This is a genomic window from Williamsia sp. M5A3_1d, assembly GCF_053345315.1.
In genome coordinates, this window is record NZ_JBKEZX010000001.1 from 881,972 (window position 1) to 896,317 (window position 14,346).

A 14,346-nucleotide genomic window follows, 5' to 3' on the forward strand; every position below is an offset into this window, starting at 1 on the left:
GGCCCGGGTTGTGACATATTCGATCCGTCGCGATGCATCGTTGATGTCGTGGCGTGGGCCGATGGTGGGGGAACGATGAAGCGACTCGTACGGACAGTCGGACTGGCGCTCGTCGCCCTGGCCGCGACAGTTCTCCTCGCGCTGCAGACGGTGCTCGGCGCATCCGCCGGCGCCAACACCCTGTTGGTCATGGGTGGCAACGACAACGGCAGTGGCGCCGACATGGACAAAAAGCTCAGCGGTTACTTCTCCGGTGAACCGGATTCCGCGTATCCGGGCTACACGTTCACCAAGGTCCCGTGGACGGCGACGTCGGGAGGTGTGTCCCTGCTGTTCGGCGGCAAGACCTACGACGATTCTCAGGCCGACGGCCTGGCGAAGATCACCGCAGCTCTGACCGACACCCTCGAGAAGGACGCCGAGGGCCAGATCGTGATCGTCGGCTACTCCTCGAGCGCGAACGTGGTCACCAAGCTGGTCCGCAAGCTGACGGCTGAGGGCTCCCCGAATGCCGACAGGGTCGGCTTCCTGGTGTTCGGAAACCCGAACCGCCCCAACGGCGGTCTGCTCGGCCGGTTCGCCGGAACGCAGATCCCGTTCCCGTTCGGCATCACCTTCGACGGTGAGAGTTCGCCCTCTGCGTACCAGGTCACCGACATCGCCTGGCAGTACGACGGGTACGCCGACTTCCCGAACGACACCCGCAACCTGCTCGCGGTGGTCAACGCGGTGATCGGGATCGTGACCCTGCACGGCTTCTACGACGGTGCAGACCCGTCGAACCCTGACAATATCGTCAGCGACTACACCGACGGCAACACCCGGTACGTCACGCTCAAGAGTTCGTTGCCGCTGCTCGCGGGGCTCTACGGGCTCGGCATCCCGCCGCAGCTGCTGACCGGACTCGACAGCTTCCTGCGCTCGGAGATCGAGAAGGCCTACGACCGTACGGTGCCGCAGGTCGCCACCGTGACCGCGGCGCGCCAGGTGGCGTCGGTGTCGGAGACGCCCACGTCCTCGACCACCACGTCGACGGCTGCGAAGGCGAAGAAGGCCACGCCGCCGGAGTCGGAGGACGAGACCGCCACGACCCCCAGCACGACCACCTCCACCTCGCCGTCCTCCACGTCCGAGCGTTCGACGACCACCACGAAGACCTCCGGAGCGAGCACGTCGACGTCGGGATCGAGCACCACCAGCCCGGATGCCTCGGCTCCGTCCACGTCGGGGACACCCGGCGCCGACCCGTCGACGACGGCCGACACGACCGACGAGTCGTCGAGCACGCGGACGGTCGCGCCGGCCGCCTGACAGCGCTCACCAACGACATCGACCCGGCCCGAGAACTGTTCTCGGACCGGGTCGATGCGTTGTGCGACCGTGCCCGCTCACCGGGCGCGGGGGACGGTCAGGACCGTGCCGCCACCTGCTCCTTGAGGCTGTTGGTGGCCATGTCGATGATGGTCTTCTTGCCCTTCTTCATGAGGAATCCGGGCACCGGGATCTTCGGGTCGAGACTCATCTCGAACTCGACATGCGTCTCGTCACCGGACTCGGTGAGCGAGTACTCGGCGTGCTGCGCTTTCTGCTGGGTGCCCTCCACGAGATCCCAGCTGACCCCGGTGTCCGACCACGTGTAGGCGAGCACCTGCTCGTCGTTGATACCCATCAACGACACCGTCATCCGCGCCTTGGCGGGGCGTCCGTCGTCGTCGCGCTCGAGGACCTCGACCTCCTTGTGGATCGGAGACCATGAGGGATAGGACTCGAGATCGGCTATCGCGTCGAGGATCTCGGGAATCGGGGCTGCTATGTCGATACTGCTGTGTCCACTGACCATGCGTCACCCTAACGTGACAACGTAGAGCGATACATAGCTTTCGGCGGACCTGGCTTCGTGGCGTCGTCGTGACCGGGGGAGTCGTCGGTCGGCATGCGGATCGCGAGGCACAGGGCCGCGGCGACCACACACAACCCGGCGGCCACCCAGAACGCGGGGTCGTAGTCGCCGTGGGCGTCGCGGATCGCGCCGGCGCCGAATGCTGCGACGGCAGCGCCGATCTGGTGTGCGGCGAAGATCCAGCCGAACACCACGGGCGTGGCCTCGCCGAAATACGCCCGGCAGATCGCGATGGTCGGCGGCACCGTGGCGACCCAGTCGAGTCCGTAGAAGATGATGAAGACCCAGGTGCTCGGTTCGGCGTGCGGCGACAGCAGTGCCGGCAGCAGCATCAGCGACACCCCGCGGCCCACGTAGTAGACGACGAGCAGCACCTGCGGCCGTACGCGATCGGTGAGCCAGCCCGAGAAGACGGTGCCCGCGACGTCGAAGATGCCGATGGTCGCCAACAGACCGGCGGCGACGGTGGTGGGCATGCCGTGGTCGTTCGCGGCGGGGATGAAATGCGTCCCGATGAGTCCGTTGGTGGTCATGCCGCAGATCGCGAAACTACCTGCCAGGAGCCAGAACACCGGGACACGCGCACCCCGCAGCAGACCGCCGAACGCGGCGGAGAAGCTTCCCGCCGCGAGTGGGGCAGGCGCCACGTCAGCACTCGCCCCGAGGGGACGCAGTCCGACGTCACCCGGTCGATCGCGGATGAACACCAGCACCAGCGGGACGACGGCGAGTGCGGCGCCGGTGACGATCAGCGACGCCCATCGCCACCCGAAGCGGTCGGTGGCCGCGGCGACCACCGGCAGGAAGATCAGCTGGCCGGTGGCACTCGCGGCGGTGAGGATGCCGGTGACCAGTCCACGCTTCTCGACGAACCATCGTGTGGACACCGTCGCGACGAAGCCCATCGAGATCGACCCGGTACCGAGACCGACCAGCACGCCCCACAGCAGCAGCATCTGCCAACTCGCGGTCATCAGCGTGCCGATTCCGGTACCGGTCGCGATCAGCACGAGTGCGCCGGTGAGGACCGGGCGCACACCGAGACGATCCATCAGGGCCGCCGAGAACGGCGCGGTGAGGCCGAACAGCATCATGTTCACCGACATCGCGGCACCCACGGTGGCGTGCGACCAGCCGAACTCCATGTGTAGCGGGTCCATCATCACGCTGGGGACCGCGCGGAAACCCGCTGCGCCCAGGATCGCGACGAAGCTGACCCCGGCGACGATCCACGCCCGGTGCAGGCGGGGTCGGCCGGATGCGGTCGACCGACGAGAAGTCACTGTCATCGGACAAATATGCGCCATGGCCGGCGGCCGCGCCATTGGCAGCAATGCCACAATGTGTGAAGATCGTGCCATGGCTGCCACTCCGCGAACACCGGTCCCACACCGTGTGGTGGTCCTGCTGCTCGCGCCCGCGGTCGGGTTCGACGCGACCATCCCGTCGGCCCTGTTCGGCCAGGCGGCCGACGCTTCCGGTCATCCGCTCTACGACGTGGTGACGTGCGGTCTCGACGATCGGCCGGTTGCGACCACCACCGGATACGGCCTGCTGCCGTCAGGAGGACCGGAACTGCTCGCGACCGCCGACACCGTGGTGGTCCCGGGGACCCGCTATCCCTCGGCGCGCCGAGACGGCGTGCTGTCGCCGGAACTCGATGCGGCGCTGGCTCGCATCCCGTCGACCGCTCGGATCGTGTCGATCTGCACCGGCGCGTTCGTGCTCGCCGCGGCCGGGCTTCTCGCAGGTCGCCGTGCGACCACCCACTGGCGTGCCGCCGTCGATTTCCGAGCGGTGTACCCCGACGTGGAGCTCGACGAGGCCGTCCTGTTCGTCGACGACGGTCGGGTGTTGAGCTCGGCGGGTCTCGCCGCCGGTATCGATCTCTGTCTGCACATCATCCGCACCGACCACGGGAGCACTGTCGCCAACGATGTCGCACGCTACTGCGTGGTCCCGCCGTGGCGCGAAGGTGGTCAGGCACAGTTCATCTCGGCACCGGTGCCCGATCCTGGCGATCAGGGGACCGCCGCGACGCGCGCGTGGGCCCTGGAGAACCTCACCGAACCGCTGACCGTGACCCAGCTGGCCGCGCACGCCCGGATGAGCACCCGTACCTTCAACCGGCGATTCCGCGAGGAGACCGGCGACGCACCCGGCACCTGGGTCCGCAAACGGCGGATAGACCGTGCCCGTGAACTGTTGGAGCGCAGGGACCTGTCGATCGATGCCGTCGCGACGCTGGCAGGCCTCGGGAGTGCCGACAACCTCCGCCACCACCTGCGTCGCGGGATCGGGATGTCGCCGTCGGCCTACCGGCGCACCTTCACCGGCGTCGGCTGATCAGGCGGGAGCCTGCGACGCCGTGTCCGAAACCGGTGCGGCAGCGGTGTTCGCCGAGGTCGACGCGCCCGTGGGGCTCGGGGGAGTGATGCTGAACCCCGTCGAGGTGTCGGTGTCGGGCTTGCGGTGGCTTCCCGTGGTCGACTGCGTGGTGCCCGGAGCGGTGATGGTGCCTGCCTCGGACACGGGGTTGATCGGCGTCGGCTGGACCGGTGTCGGCGCGGCCTGACCGGTGTCGGTCGACGTGGCGGAGTCGTCGGTGGAGGGTGGGTCGGTCTGGGTCTCGACCAGGGAGACACTCTGTGCCGCAGGCCTGCTCGTGGTCCGGAGGTTCGTGGTGATGGTCTGACCCGAGGACTGCTGCGCGGCCTGCTTCGTGAAGATCGGCAGGCTGGGAAGGCCGGGGATGCCGGGAAGGCCGGGGATGCCGGGGACGCCCGGGACACCCGGCAGCGAGGGGGTGAGCGTCCCGCTGCCCAGTTGCGGTGCGAGGCCGCTCTCGACGGTGATGCCGTTCGGGCCACCCACGCCGATGCGGATGAGGTCGCGCGTGAAACGCGGGATCGGGATGACGCCGTCGCCGAGGGTGAACGACGTCGGGTCGGCGATCGAGAAGTAGGTGACGGGCGAACCGGCGGCGTTGCGCTGGGTGAAGAGGAACAGCACGCTGGTGCAGCTACCCACTCCACTTGCGCTCGCCTGGCCGAACACCGCGAGGCAGCTGACGTTCGTGACCGGTGAGAGCAGTGGGACGCTCACGTGGATCGCGGTCGCGAGACCGCCGAGGGCGAACGCGTTCGTGGTGGCATCCGAGCCGGCCGCGGTGATCGCGACGCCGAGAATGCCTGTGGACGTGGCGTTCCCGCTCCCCGTGCTGATGGCGACGGCTCCGCTGAACGGATCGACCGCGGTGGCCTTCGCAGTGCCACCCGGAGGCAGCAGAAGACCCGAGAGCGTGTTCGCGGCGATCGCGAAGCCGCCGCCCTTGATCGACGCGGTGCCGTTGCCGAGCACGACGACGGCCTCGCTGTCGACGCCGATACCGAGAGCGGTGAGAACCTGCGAGACCTGCGCGGGGATCAGTTGTTTGACGAGCGTCCCGATGACAGGCGCGGTTGATCCGGAGCAGTCGACGTTCGACTTCACTTCGTTGCTGCCGGCCACGCAGTCCTGCGGGAGGAGCTGATACGACGGCGCAGCGGCGGCAGTGCCCCCTCCGGTCACGAGTCCGGCGACCATGGCCGCCGACGCCGCGGCGGTCACCGCGGTCGACTGCCTGCGAATCCGGTGGCGTCCCTTCGGTCGACGGCTCTTGCCTGCTGACTGTGACGACGCCACGTGCGCTCCCGACTGCTATGACCGGACCCCGCGTCCGATCTTCGCGGAAATGTAGCAAGTCTTTCGCGCGATTGGTGTCGACACCACGAAACGGGGGAACGGTTGTGCGCCCGGCCTTCTCGCACCGAAGCAGTGATCACGTCGATTAGCGATCGCGACTCGATGTCGCCGTTGGTGGGCGGGTATCGCCGGGTGGGCAGGCGACGCCTGCGTGTCAGGCTCTCGAGCAGCCGGTGACCGCGGGCTTGCCGGCGAAGCGATCCGACAGCCACGACAGCGCGCGCTGGAAGCCGCTGATGCCGCCGGCCACGTGCCCGAACGTCGACGCGCCGATGAGCCGCACAGGGAACGGGATCTCCTCGTACTGCAGCGACGTCGCGCCCTTCGCGCACCACTTCGAGTACAGCTCGCGCTCCTGGACGATCGGCACGGTCGGGTCGTCGGGGTTGCCCGTGAGAAGCACCGGCACAGTGGGTCTGAGGTTGCCGACGTCCTGCATGTGGACGTACTTGCTCAGGATGGGGTCCTCGGTGACGAGCTGCCCGAACGACTTGCGTGAGACGGTCCAGTCGCGGGTGCTGGGCTTGCCGCGCGCCGAGGTCAACACGATGCACTCGCCCGACAGCTGCGCCATCGTCTGCTTGCCGAAGGCGTTGAGGACGGTCGACACGCGTTCCTTGAACTCGGGGTAGCGGTAGCTCGCGCCGTTGAGTGCGTAACCGATGACGCCTCCGAGTCGGTTGCCGTCGAGGTAGTTCATCTCGCGCAGCAGGTCGGCCGGGACGCCGCCGGTGTAGATGCCGACGAGCGGCAGTTCGGGGGCGTAGGTACCGACGAGTTCGGCGGCTGCGGCGGTGGCGCCGCCACCCTGGGAGTAACCGGCGAGGGCGACCTTGGCGTCGGGGGACACCTCGGGCAGTTGCAGTGCGGCACGGGCTGCGTCGATGACGGCATGTCCCTGATCGACCCGGTTGCCGAAGGTGTGGGTGCCGGGGGTGCCGCCGCCCATGTAGTCGCTCGAGACGACGCCGTAACCGGATCGCACGAGGTTGAGGGTGACGATCTGCTCGATCTCGGCCATCGGCCCGCCGGGGAAGGAGAAGGTGACGCCCTCCTGCAGCAGCTTCGAGGCGGCGCACTGGTCGCCCTGGCCGTGCAGGCCGCCCGCGTAGGCGACGACGGGTCGTGGACCGGGCCCCTTCCACTCGCTCACGGGCTGCAGGTAGTACCCGGTGACGGCGATCGGTTCGCCGTTCGCGTCGACGCTGCGGTACATGATGCGGGTCGCCTTGGCGGGCACCGCTCCCTCGGGACTCGGGATGGTGATCGCGGTTGGGAGGTTCTCCGAGCGGATGATGTCGCCGGGCTTGCCCGCGGGCAGCGGGCTGGGCGGGGTGTAGAAGGAGTCGTTCACCGACGAGGCGGCCGGGGTGGGCGCCGGAGCCGGTGCCGCCTGGGCGGTACCCGCCACGCCTGTCGCCGTCGCGACCGCGGTCGCCGTCGCGAGGGCCAGACACGCGGTGCGTGCTCGTCGGAGCATGAGTCGATCGTTGTTCACGATGGGGTGGTCCCTCACGTCGGTCAGCGGTCTCGGATTGCGGCTGACTATAAGACAGGCTCACGGTGCATGTGTGGCCTGTCACGGAGGAGCCAATGCTGTTTCGTGGCAACGAACAGTGGTTCTCGAGATCTCTTGGTCATCGATCACAAACGACGATCCCGGCGACGACCGACGGGCGCGGGAGACACACCACGCAGGCGGACACCGCCGGGATCGGTGACGGGTCGGATCAGGGTGTCACTCGGGCACCGATGCCGACGCCGACGGTGCAGCTGCCCCCGCCTTCGACGCGGCAGGTGCGTCCGACACGGGTGCGGTCGTCGTGGAGTCGGTTGCGGCAGCGCCGCTACCGGACGCGGCCGCCGTAGCCGACTGTGTCGCAACGGGGGTCGAGGCGGTCGCGGTGCTCTCGGTGGCCTCACTCTTCGACGGTGTCGCGGACGGGGAGGTTGCCGCCGCCGAGGTCTCGGTCGTCGATGTGGCCGGGGTGGTCGCCTCGGGTGCGGCGGTGTCGGTCTCGGTCGTGGGCTCGGTCTTCGAAGCTGTCGATGCGGTTCCGGTGGGAGTGGTGGCGGCTTCGGTCGGCGCCGACGCTTCGGTCACCTGGGTGGTGGTCTCGGCGGACGGTGCGGCGGCGGCGGTGTTCGAGACGCGGAGTGTGTCGGTGGTGGTGGTGGCCGGCTTCCCGAGCTGGTTGATGGCGTTCAGGAAGTCGTCGCCCGACTGCTTGAGGGCGGCGATGACGCCGTTCTCGCCGAACAGGTCGGTGTTGCCCTGCGCCAGGATGTTCGAGATCCCGGTGGCGATGGCCCCGCCCGCCGCGCCGATGTCGCCGGCCTTCAGTCCGTCGCGGATGCCCTCGTAGATGGTGGCCACGCCTTCGCGGGCGTTGGTGAACAGCTGCAGCGCGGTCACCACGATGTTGATGGCGATGTTGGGGAACGCGTTGAAGACCGGGGCGAAGAACGGGTTCAGCTGCGACGACGCCGAGGCGATGTTGGGCAGGTCGAGCAGGCCGATCAGGACGATCGGCTGGATCAGGATGTTGGAGAACATCTGCAGCGCCGCCCGGACGTCGCCGTCGAGGAGTTGGCCGGCCGTGATGGTGAGGTTGCGCGGCGCGTCTGACAGCGCGGTACCGAGCTTGGTGATCGCGGACTGCAGGGCGGCGAGGAGGTCGGCCGTCGGGTCGGACGCGGCGGCGAGGGCAGGTCCGAGGAGGGCGCGCGACGCGGGGGCGGCGACGATGCTCGACGTGTCGGTGAGGGGAAGTGTCTTCAGCAGGGTGGGCGTCTGCGCCAGGAGTTCGGCGGCAGAGGTGACGACCGTGTTCGTCGCCGATCCGACGAGCGCCTGGGATTCGGAGACCACCTGTGAGCCAAAGCCACTGGCGGCCGACGCGGGTATCGCGGCGGGCAAGAGGATGGCGCCGGCGGCAGCCGCGGCGGCGAGGGGCAACAGGGTCGTGCGACTTCGGAGGATGGCAGACATGGGTGGGGGACCTTTCGCTCTGACCTGGGGGGCGAGCGGAACGTAGCACCGTTAGTACGGCACAGTACCTACATTGGAAAAACGGACGTATGCAGCAAATACGGCGGCGAGGCGATCGGGTTGTGCAGCTGACACCCGCAGGGAGATGGCACTCTGCGAGTCGTGACCACGAACAGTCGAGCGGTCTTCGCGACCGGGGCCGTCGCCGGTCTCGTGCTGATGGTGATCGGTGTCGCGCTCCGGGTGGCAGCCTCCCGTGAGCACCAGCGATGCCTCACGCAAGACGTCAGGGAGATCATCGGCCCCGAACCGGCGTCCGTGCTGATCTCCTGCGACGACCCGAGCGCGACGGGAATGGTCGTGGCCGTCGTCGGCGCGCTCATCTGTGTGGGCGTCGTAGTCGGCTTCGCGCTCGTACGGCGTGTGTAGATCGTCGGTGAGCCGGTTACCGCTCAGACAATCTGCGGGGCGGGAGACTTTCGGCGCGAACCTGGAGCCGATGACGGGAATCGAACCCGCGTATTCAGCTTGGGAAGCTGATGTTCTGCCATTGAACTACATCGGCGTGCGCGTCGACCGCGCAGCGAAAGCCTAGCAAAGCCCGAGGTGTGGGTCGGCGATCGCGCTGCTCAGGCGTGCGGCCCGAGCCGACTGTGGGAAGTGACAAGCGGCGTCCGTCCAAATGTGATCGGTAGTAGTTTCACCACAAAACCATTCCGAGCAGGAGTGTCCCCGTGGCTTGATGGACGAACTCAACGGCTATGGAGGAAGTGTGCGTACTCGGTTGTGCTCGGCCCTGGTGGCCGCCGTCATCTGCTCGTTCCTCGTCGCACCGGTGGCGTCGGCGCGCACGCCGGTGGTGTCGGTGGCCGGCGGCGCGGTGAGCGGCGCCCGCGCGGACGGCATCACGCAGTACCTGGGGGTGCCGTTCGCCCAGGCAGCACGTTTCGCCGCACCGCGACCCGCGGCACCGTGGCGCGGGGTGAAACGAGCCACCACGCACAGTGCGCAATGCCCACAGTCGTTGCCGGGTGGCATCCCGCCGGCGTTGTCGCCGTTCATCAACAGCGAGAACTGCCTCAGCGTCGACCTGTACGTCCCTGATTCCGCTGCGACACAACAGCTCCCGGTGATGGTGTACCTCTACGGCGGCGCCTACGTCCTTGGCTCCAACGCACAGTACGACTCACCCGCGGAGATGGCGCGCACCGGCAACGTCATCATCGCCGTGCCCAACTACCGTCTCGGCCCGTTCGGGTTCATGGCGCTGCCCGAGTTGGCGGCCGAATCCGGTGGTGCCACCGGTACATACGGCACCCAGGATCAACAGTTCGCCCTGCGTTGGGTGCGCGACAACATCGGCCGATTCGGGGGCAACCCGAACGATGTCACCCTGTTCGGCGAATCGGCGGGTGCGATGAGCGTCTGCACCCAGATCTCGGCGCCCGGTTCACGCGGGTTGTTCCAGAAGGCCATCATCGAGAGCGGGCCGTGCGTACGGAGCCCACTCGTGCCGCCTCGCAAAGAGATCGGCTATCAGCGTTCGGAGAAGTACGCAGCGAGCATGGGATGCGGAGACCCCCGAACCCGCCTGGCGTGCCTACGACAGCTGCCCGTCGACAAGCTTCTCGACTCTCCGACGACCAAGTTCGACAGCCCGCTGGCCACGTGGACGCCCTTCATCGACGACGTCGTACTGACGAAGACCCCCGACGATGCGCTGCGGGACGGCGCCGCGTCCGACATCCCCTTGATCATCGGCAGCAACGCCGACGAGGGTCGGCTGTTCGTGGCGCTCTTCGAATACGCCAACGGCCGCATCCCCACGGCGGAGAGCTTCCGCTCCACGGTGCGCAGGGTCTACCCCGATCGCGCCGACGCGGTGCTCGCGGCCTACCCGCTCACGCGGTATCGCGCACCGGCCGATGCGCTGGCCGCGGTGTACACCGACTCCCTGTTCGCCTGCGCGGCCTCGGCGACCACCGCCGCGGCACGTGCGGGTGGCGCGAAGGTGTGGCAGTACCGTTTCGCCGCGGCACCCCTCGGGCGGTCGAATCCCGTGCTGTCGGGGTCGTTCCACGCCGCGGAGATCCCGTTCCTGTTCTCTCGCCTCGGCGGCGTGCCGGTCCCGTGGACCGGGGCGTCGGCCGCCCTGGCCCGGCAGATGAAGGCGCAGTGGACGACCTTCGCCCGCACCGGCCAACCGAACGGTCCCGGTCTACCGACATGGACGTCCGACGAACGCTTCCTCTCGATCGACACCCCGGGGTCGTCGATGCGCGCCGGGTTCGACGCCCTACATCACTGCGGCGTGTGGGGGCAGTGACGCCCTGCCACGTCTGACGGCGGTGGGAGACTGGGTGCATGAGGCCCGTCTCCGATCTGACCGCCCCCATGACGCCGTACGACGCGCTCTTGCGGGTCGCGTTCCACATGGAGCGGGCCCGCGCGAGCACCTATCGCGTGGAGGCGTTCCGCAAGGCGGCCGGGATCGTGGCGCAGCTCGGGATCGACGAGACGCGCGCGCGGGTCGAGCGCCACGCGATCGGTGAGATCAGCGGCATCGGGACGTCGACGGCGACGGTGATCAACGAGGCGATCCGCGGGAAGGTGCCGGCGCGCCTGCACACCCTGCAGACCGAGGCCGCGCCCCTCGCCACGGGTGGCACCGAGCTCTACGCGGCGCTGCGCGGCGATCTCCACGCCCACTCGAACTGGAGCGACGGGGGAGCCTCGATCGACGAGATGGTCGATGCTGCAGCGGCACTCGGACAGGAATGGCTTGCGCTGACCGACCATTCACCGCGCCTGCGGGTGGCCAACGGTCTGTCGGCGGAACGGCTCACCCACCAGATCGAGGTCGTCGCAGACATCAACGCCGCCCGCGATGGCGATGTCCGCCTGCTCACCGGCATCGAGGTCGACATCCTCGACGACGGCGCCCTCGACCAGACCGACGACATGCTCGACCGCCTCGAGATCGTCACCGCATCAGTCCATTCGAACCTGAAGATGGACCGCGGACCGATGACCAGACGCATGCTCACCGCGGTGAGCGACCCGCGTGTCAACGTCCTCGGGCACTGCACCGGACGCCTCGTGACGGGCGGGCGAGGCGAGCGGCCGCAATCGCGTTTCGATCCGCACGCGGTGTTCGAGGCCTGCGCGCTGACGGGGACCGCGGTGGAGATCAACTCGCGACCCGAACGCGTCGACCCACCTGACGATCTCATCGAGATCGCCCGCGACCTCGGGTGCCTGTTCGCCATCGACTCCGACGCCCACGCGCCGGGACAACTGGATTTCAAGGCGCTGGGATGTGAACGCGCCGAGCAACACGGCATCCCTGCTGAGCGCATCGTGACCACCTGGCCTGTCGAGCGAGTGCTCGAGTGGGCCTCGGAGAGGTAATCCGCCGACAAGAGTTGTCGACAGGCCAGACAACAGTTTTCGGTCTTTGTCGGACCCCTGTTCTACATTGGGACAAGCGCTCGGGGGAGTAGCTGGATGGATGGACGGGGGTGGCGCGATGTCGGTGACGGCGATGCCATTCGTGGCGGAATCGTTGGCGGGCATGCTGTTCGCCGTCGAGGAGACCGTCGAGGAGCTGCAGGCCGGGTCGATGTCCCGCCTGACCGACAGCGAACTGCGCGAGCTCATGCACACGATCGAACGCGTGGGCCGCAAGCTCGGCGTGGTGTCACACAACGTGGTGGCCGAGATCGCCTCACGTGGTTCGTACTCCGAATGGGGGTATCGCCGAGTCACTTCCATGCTCAGCGGCGAGCTACACCTGTCGGCGACCGAGGCGAACCGACGTGTTCGGGTGGCGGCGGCCACCTGCCCCACGACGGGCATCACCGGGCAGATCCAGGAGCCGGCTCACTTCGACGTCGCGATGGGGGTCTACGACGGGTCGCTGTCGGAGCAGGCCGCCGACGCGGTGTTGTCGGTGCTGGACAAAATCCCCTCCGCGGTCGACGGTGACACGCGCGACGATGCTGAGGCGACCATGGTCCGCCTCGCGCGCGACCTGTGCCCGAAGGACGTCGGGAACGTCGGCGACCGACTGCTGGCCCACCTGGACCCCGACGGATCACTCACCGACGACGGTGACCGCGCGCGGCGTCGCGGACTGTCGCTGTCGCAGCAGGACGCGGCCCTGATGTCGAAGCTCACCGCCACCCTCGACCCCGCCACGCGAGCCATGCTCGACGTCCTCCTCGACGCCTGGGCCGCGCCCGGCATGAACAACCCCGACGACCCCGAGTCGCCGGCCGGATCGCGCACCGACCCCGGCACCGATCGAGATGTGGCCGAGGCCGCCGCGGCAGGCGACACCCGCTCGGCCCCGCAGCGTCGACACGACGCCCTCTCGGCGATGTTGTCGCGCGTGATCGCCACCGGAACCCTCGGTTCGAGCAACGGTTCGCCGGCGCAGGTGGTCGCCACGATGACCTACGACCAACTCCTCGAGATGGCCGGCCTCGCCGACACGACCACCGGAGCGCAGATGCCCGTCGACGATGTGGTCGAGCTCGCGAAGAACAACAGCGCATTCCTCGCGATCCTCGATCCGACGGGCCTACCGCTCTACCTCGGTCGCACCAGGCGCCTGGCCACGGTGGCCCAGCGCATCGCCGAATGGCTGCGGTCGCGCGGATGTACGTTCCCCGGTTGCCGCGTCGCCGTCACCCGCACCCAGGCCCATCATCTCGACGAATGGAGCTCCGGAGGCCCCACCGACCTCACCAACCTGGGCGCCGCCTGCTTCGACCACCACCCGATGGCAGGTGACGCACCCCATCAATGGCGGACCGAACTGGTCACCGAGGGCCGATACCGGGGTCGCGTCGCCTGGATCCCGCCGGCTGCGATCGATCCCACGCGCACGCCGAGGATCAACCACGCCCATCACCCCGACGAGCTCCTCGCCGAGGCGTGGGAACGCGTCTGCGACGACCGTGCGGGTCCCGCACGGCGCGACCCGTGGGTCACCTGAACCCCTGCGTTAACCTCGTGCCCATGCTGCTCTCCGACCGTGACATCCGTGCCGAACTGGACAGCGGCCGGTTGGCGCTCGCGCCGTACGACCCGGCGCTGGTGCAGCCGTCGAGCGTCGACGTGCGCCTCGACGGGTTGTTCCGGGTGTTCAACAACACCCGCTACACCCACATCGATCCCGCGCAGCGGCAGGACGAGCTGACCAGTCTCGTCGAGCCCCCCGAGGGCGAACCGTTCGTGCTGCACCCCGGCGAGTTCGTGCTCGGTTCCACCCTCGAGGTCTGCACCCTCCCCGACGACCTCGCCGGGCGCCTGGAGGGCAAGTCGTCGCTGGGTCGCCTCGGCCTGCTGACACACTCGACGGCCGGCTTCATCGATCCGGGCTTCACCGGCCACATCACCCTGGAGCTGTCGAACGTCGCCAACCTGCCCATCACCCTGTGGCCCGGCATGAAGATCGGCCAGCTGTGTCTCATCCGACTGTCGAGCCCCGCCGAGAACCCCTACGGCAGCGCCTCCGTCGGGTCCAAGTACCAGGGCCAGCGCGGTCCCACGCCATCGAAGGCGTACTTGAACTTCGGCAATTCCTGATCACCGATCTGCAGCTTCGGCAGGTGATGTCACATGTCGGTAATGCCGGTGTCGGCTGACGTTCATACGGACGTTCCACACCGCACTGTTGGGTTGGCGACCAACGAGATTCGCC

General features: G+C 68.3%; 12 protein-coding genes and 1 tRNA gene. 7 read left to right on the top strand and 6 right to left on the bottom strand.

Annotation, left to right across the window (positions count from 1 at the left end; all coding sequences use genetic code 11):
• The first annotated feature begins 75 nt into the window (after positions 1-75).
• Positions 76-1,311 carry a PE-PPE domain-containing protein gene (locus ACLBW1_RS04155; RefSeq protein WP_447810252.1) on the top strand — a complete coding sequence of 412 codons (1,236 nt, stop codon included), beginning with the start codon at positions 76-78 and terminating at the stop codon, positions 1,309-1,311.
• Positions 1,312-1,408: 97 nt separating this feature from the next.
• Here the strand turns inward: ACLBW1_RS04155 and ACLBW1_RS04160 are convergent, their stop codons facing one another.
• Positions 1,409-1,840: an SRPBCC family protein gene (locus tag ACLBW1_RS04160; RefSeq protein WP_447810253.1), complete on the bottom strand. Its 432-nt coding sequence runs from the start codon at positions 1,838-1,840 to the stop codon at positions 1,409-1,411.
• Positions 1,841-1,848: 8 nt separating this feature from the next.
• On the bottom strand, positions 1,849-3,189 hold the full coding sequence (locus ACLBW1_RS04165) for an MFS transporter (protein WP_447810255.1): 1,341 nt from the start codon (positions 3,187-3,189) through the stop codon (positions 1,849-1,851).
• 70 nt (positions 3,190-3,259) lie between these two features.
• Here ACLBW1_RS04165 and ACLBW1_RS04170 point away from each other — a divergent pair, with 70 nt between their 5' ends.
• Positions 3,260-4,246: a GlxA family transcriptional regulator gene (locus ACLBW1_RS04170; RefSeq protein WP_447810256.1), complete on the top strand. Its 987-nt coding sequence runs from the start codon at positions 3,260-3,262 to the stop codon at positions 4,244-4,246.
• On the opposite strand, the gene ACLBW1_RS04175 is transcribed toward ACLBW1_RS04170, so the two are convergent.
• The 3 genes from ACLBW1_RS04175 to ACLBW1_RS04185 all read right to left on the bottom strand — a co-directional run bounded on the left by ACLBW1_RS04175 (position 4,247) and on the right by ACLBW1_RS04185 (position 8,636).
• A complete protein-coding gene (locus ACLBW1_RS04175; RefSeq protein WP_447810257.1) occupies positions 4,247-5,584 on the bottom strand; it encodes a hypothetical protein in 1,338 nt (445 codons plus the stop codon). It abuts the gene before it with no gap.
• Positions 5,585-5,798: 214 nt separating this feature from the next.
• Positions 5,799-7,124 carry a lipase family protein gene (locus ACLBW1_RS04180; RefSeq protein ID WP_447810258.1) on the bottom strand — a complete coding sequence of 442 codons (1,326 nt, stop codon included), beginning with the start codon at positions 7,122-7,124 and terminating at the stop codon, positions 5,799-5,801.
• Positions 7,125-7,382: 258 nt separating this feature from the next.
• Positions 7,383-8,636 (bottom strand): hypothetical protein, encoded by a 1,254-nt coding sequence (locus ACLBW1_RS04185; protein ID WP_447810259.1) that lies wholly within the window; start codon positions 8,634-8,636, stop codon positions 7,383-7,385.
• A gap of 162 nt (positions 8,637-8,798) precedes the next feature.
• Here ACLBW1_RS04185 and ACLBW1_RS04190 point away from each other — a divergent pair, with 162 nt between their 5' ends.
• Positions 8,799-9,065, top strand: a complete 267-nt coding sequence (locus tag ACLBW1_RS04190) for a hypothetical protein (protein ID WP_447810260.1) — start codon at positions 8,799-8,801, stop codon at positions 9,063-9,065.
• A gap of 62 nt (positions 9,066-9,127) precedes the next feature.
• Here the strand turns inward: ACLBW1_RS04190 and ACLBW1_RS04195 are convergent.
• Positions 9,128-9,201, bottom strand: a tRNA-Gly gene (locus ACLBW1_RS04195).
• A 207-nt stretch (positions 9,202-9,408) separates the two neighbouring features.
• Here ACLBW1_RS04195 and ACLBW1_RS04200 point away from each other — a divergent pair.
• The 4 genes from ACLBW1_RS04200 to dcd all read left to right on the top strand — a co-directional run bounded on the left by ACLBW1_RS04200 (position 9,409) and on the right by dcd (position 14,231).
• Entirely contained in the window at positions 9,409-10,962 is a 1,554-nt protein-coding gene (locus ACLBW1_RS04200; RefSeq protein WP_447810261.1) for a carboxylesterase/lipase family protein, read from the top strand.
• A 38-nt stretch (positions 10,963-11,000) separates the two neighbouring features.
• The gene (locus ACLBW1_RS04205; RefSeq protein WP_447810262.1) at positions 11,001-12,047 is read left to right on the top strand and encodes a PHP domain-containing protein; all 1,047 of its coding nucleotides are present in this window, start codon (positions 11,001-11,003) and stop codon (positions 12,045-12,047) included.
• A 133-nt stretch (positions 12,048-12,180) separates the two neighbouring features.
• The gene (locus ACLBW1_RS04210; protein ID WP_447810263.1) at positions 12,181-13,638 is read left to right on the top strand and encodes a DUF222 domain-containing protein; all 1,458 of its coding nucleotides are present in this window, start codon (positions 12,181-12,183) and stop codon (positions 13,636-13,638) included.
• A 23-nt stretch (positions 13,639-13,661) separates the two neighbouring features.
• On the top strand, positions 13,662-14,231 hold the full coding sequence (gene dcd, locus ACLBW1_RS04215; RefSeq protein ID WP_045821360.1) for a dCTP deaminase: 570 nt from the start codon (positions 13,662-13,664) through the stop codon (positions 14,229-14,231).
• The last annotated feature ends 115 nt before the right edge of the window (positions 14,232-14,346 follow it).

What these genes read in the sequence shown, in the direction of transcription:
- ACLBW1_RS04165 (WP_447810255.1), bottom strand. Translation starts at nt 3,189, where the DNA reads ATGACAGTGACTTCTCGTCGGTCGACCGCATCCGGCCGACCCCGCCTG.
- ACLBW1_RS04160 (WP_447810253.1), bottom strand. Translation starts at nt 1,840, where the DNA reads ATGGTCAGTGGACACAGCAGTATCGACATAGCAGCCCCGATTCCCGAG.
- ACLBW1_RS04180 (WP_447810258.1), bottom strand. Translation starts at nt 7,124, where the DNA reads ATGCTCCGACGAGCACGCACCGCGTGTCTGGCCCTCGCGACGGCGACC.
- ACLBW1_RS04155 (WP_447810252.1), top strand. Translation starts at nt 76, where the DNA reads ATGAAGCGACTCGTACGGACAGTCGGACTGGCGCTCGTCGCCCTGGCC.
- dcd (WP_045821360.1), top strand. Translation starts at nt 13,662, where the DNA reads ATGCTGCTCTCCGACCGTGACATCCGTGCCGAACTGGACAGCGGCCGG.
- ACLBW1_RS04210 (WP_447810263.1), top strand. Translation starts at nt 12,181, where the DNA reads ATGCCATTCGTGGCGGAATCGTTGGCGGGCATGCTGTTCGCCGTCGAG.
- ACLBW1_RS04185 (WP_447810259.1), bottom strand. Translation starts at nt 8,636, where the DNA reads ATGTCTGCCATCCTCCGAAGTCGCACGACCCTGTTGCCCCTCGCCGCC.
- ACLBW1_RS04170 (WP_447810256.1), top strand. Translation starts at nt 3,260, where the DNA reads ATGGCTGCCACTCCGCGAACACCGGTCCCACACCGTGTGGTGGTCCTG.
- ACLBW1_RS04205 (WP_447810262.1), top strand. Translation starts at nt 11,001, where the DNA reads ATGAGGCCCGTCTCCGATCTGACCGCCCCCATGACGCCGTACGACGCG.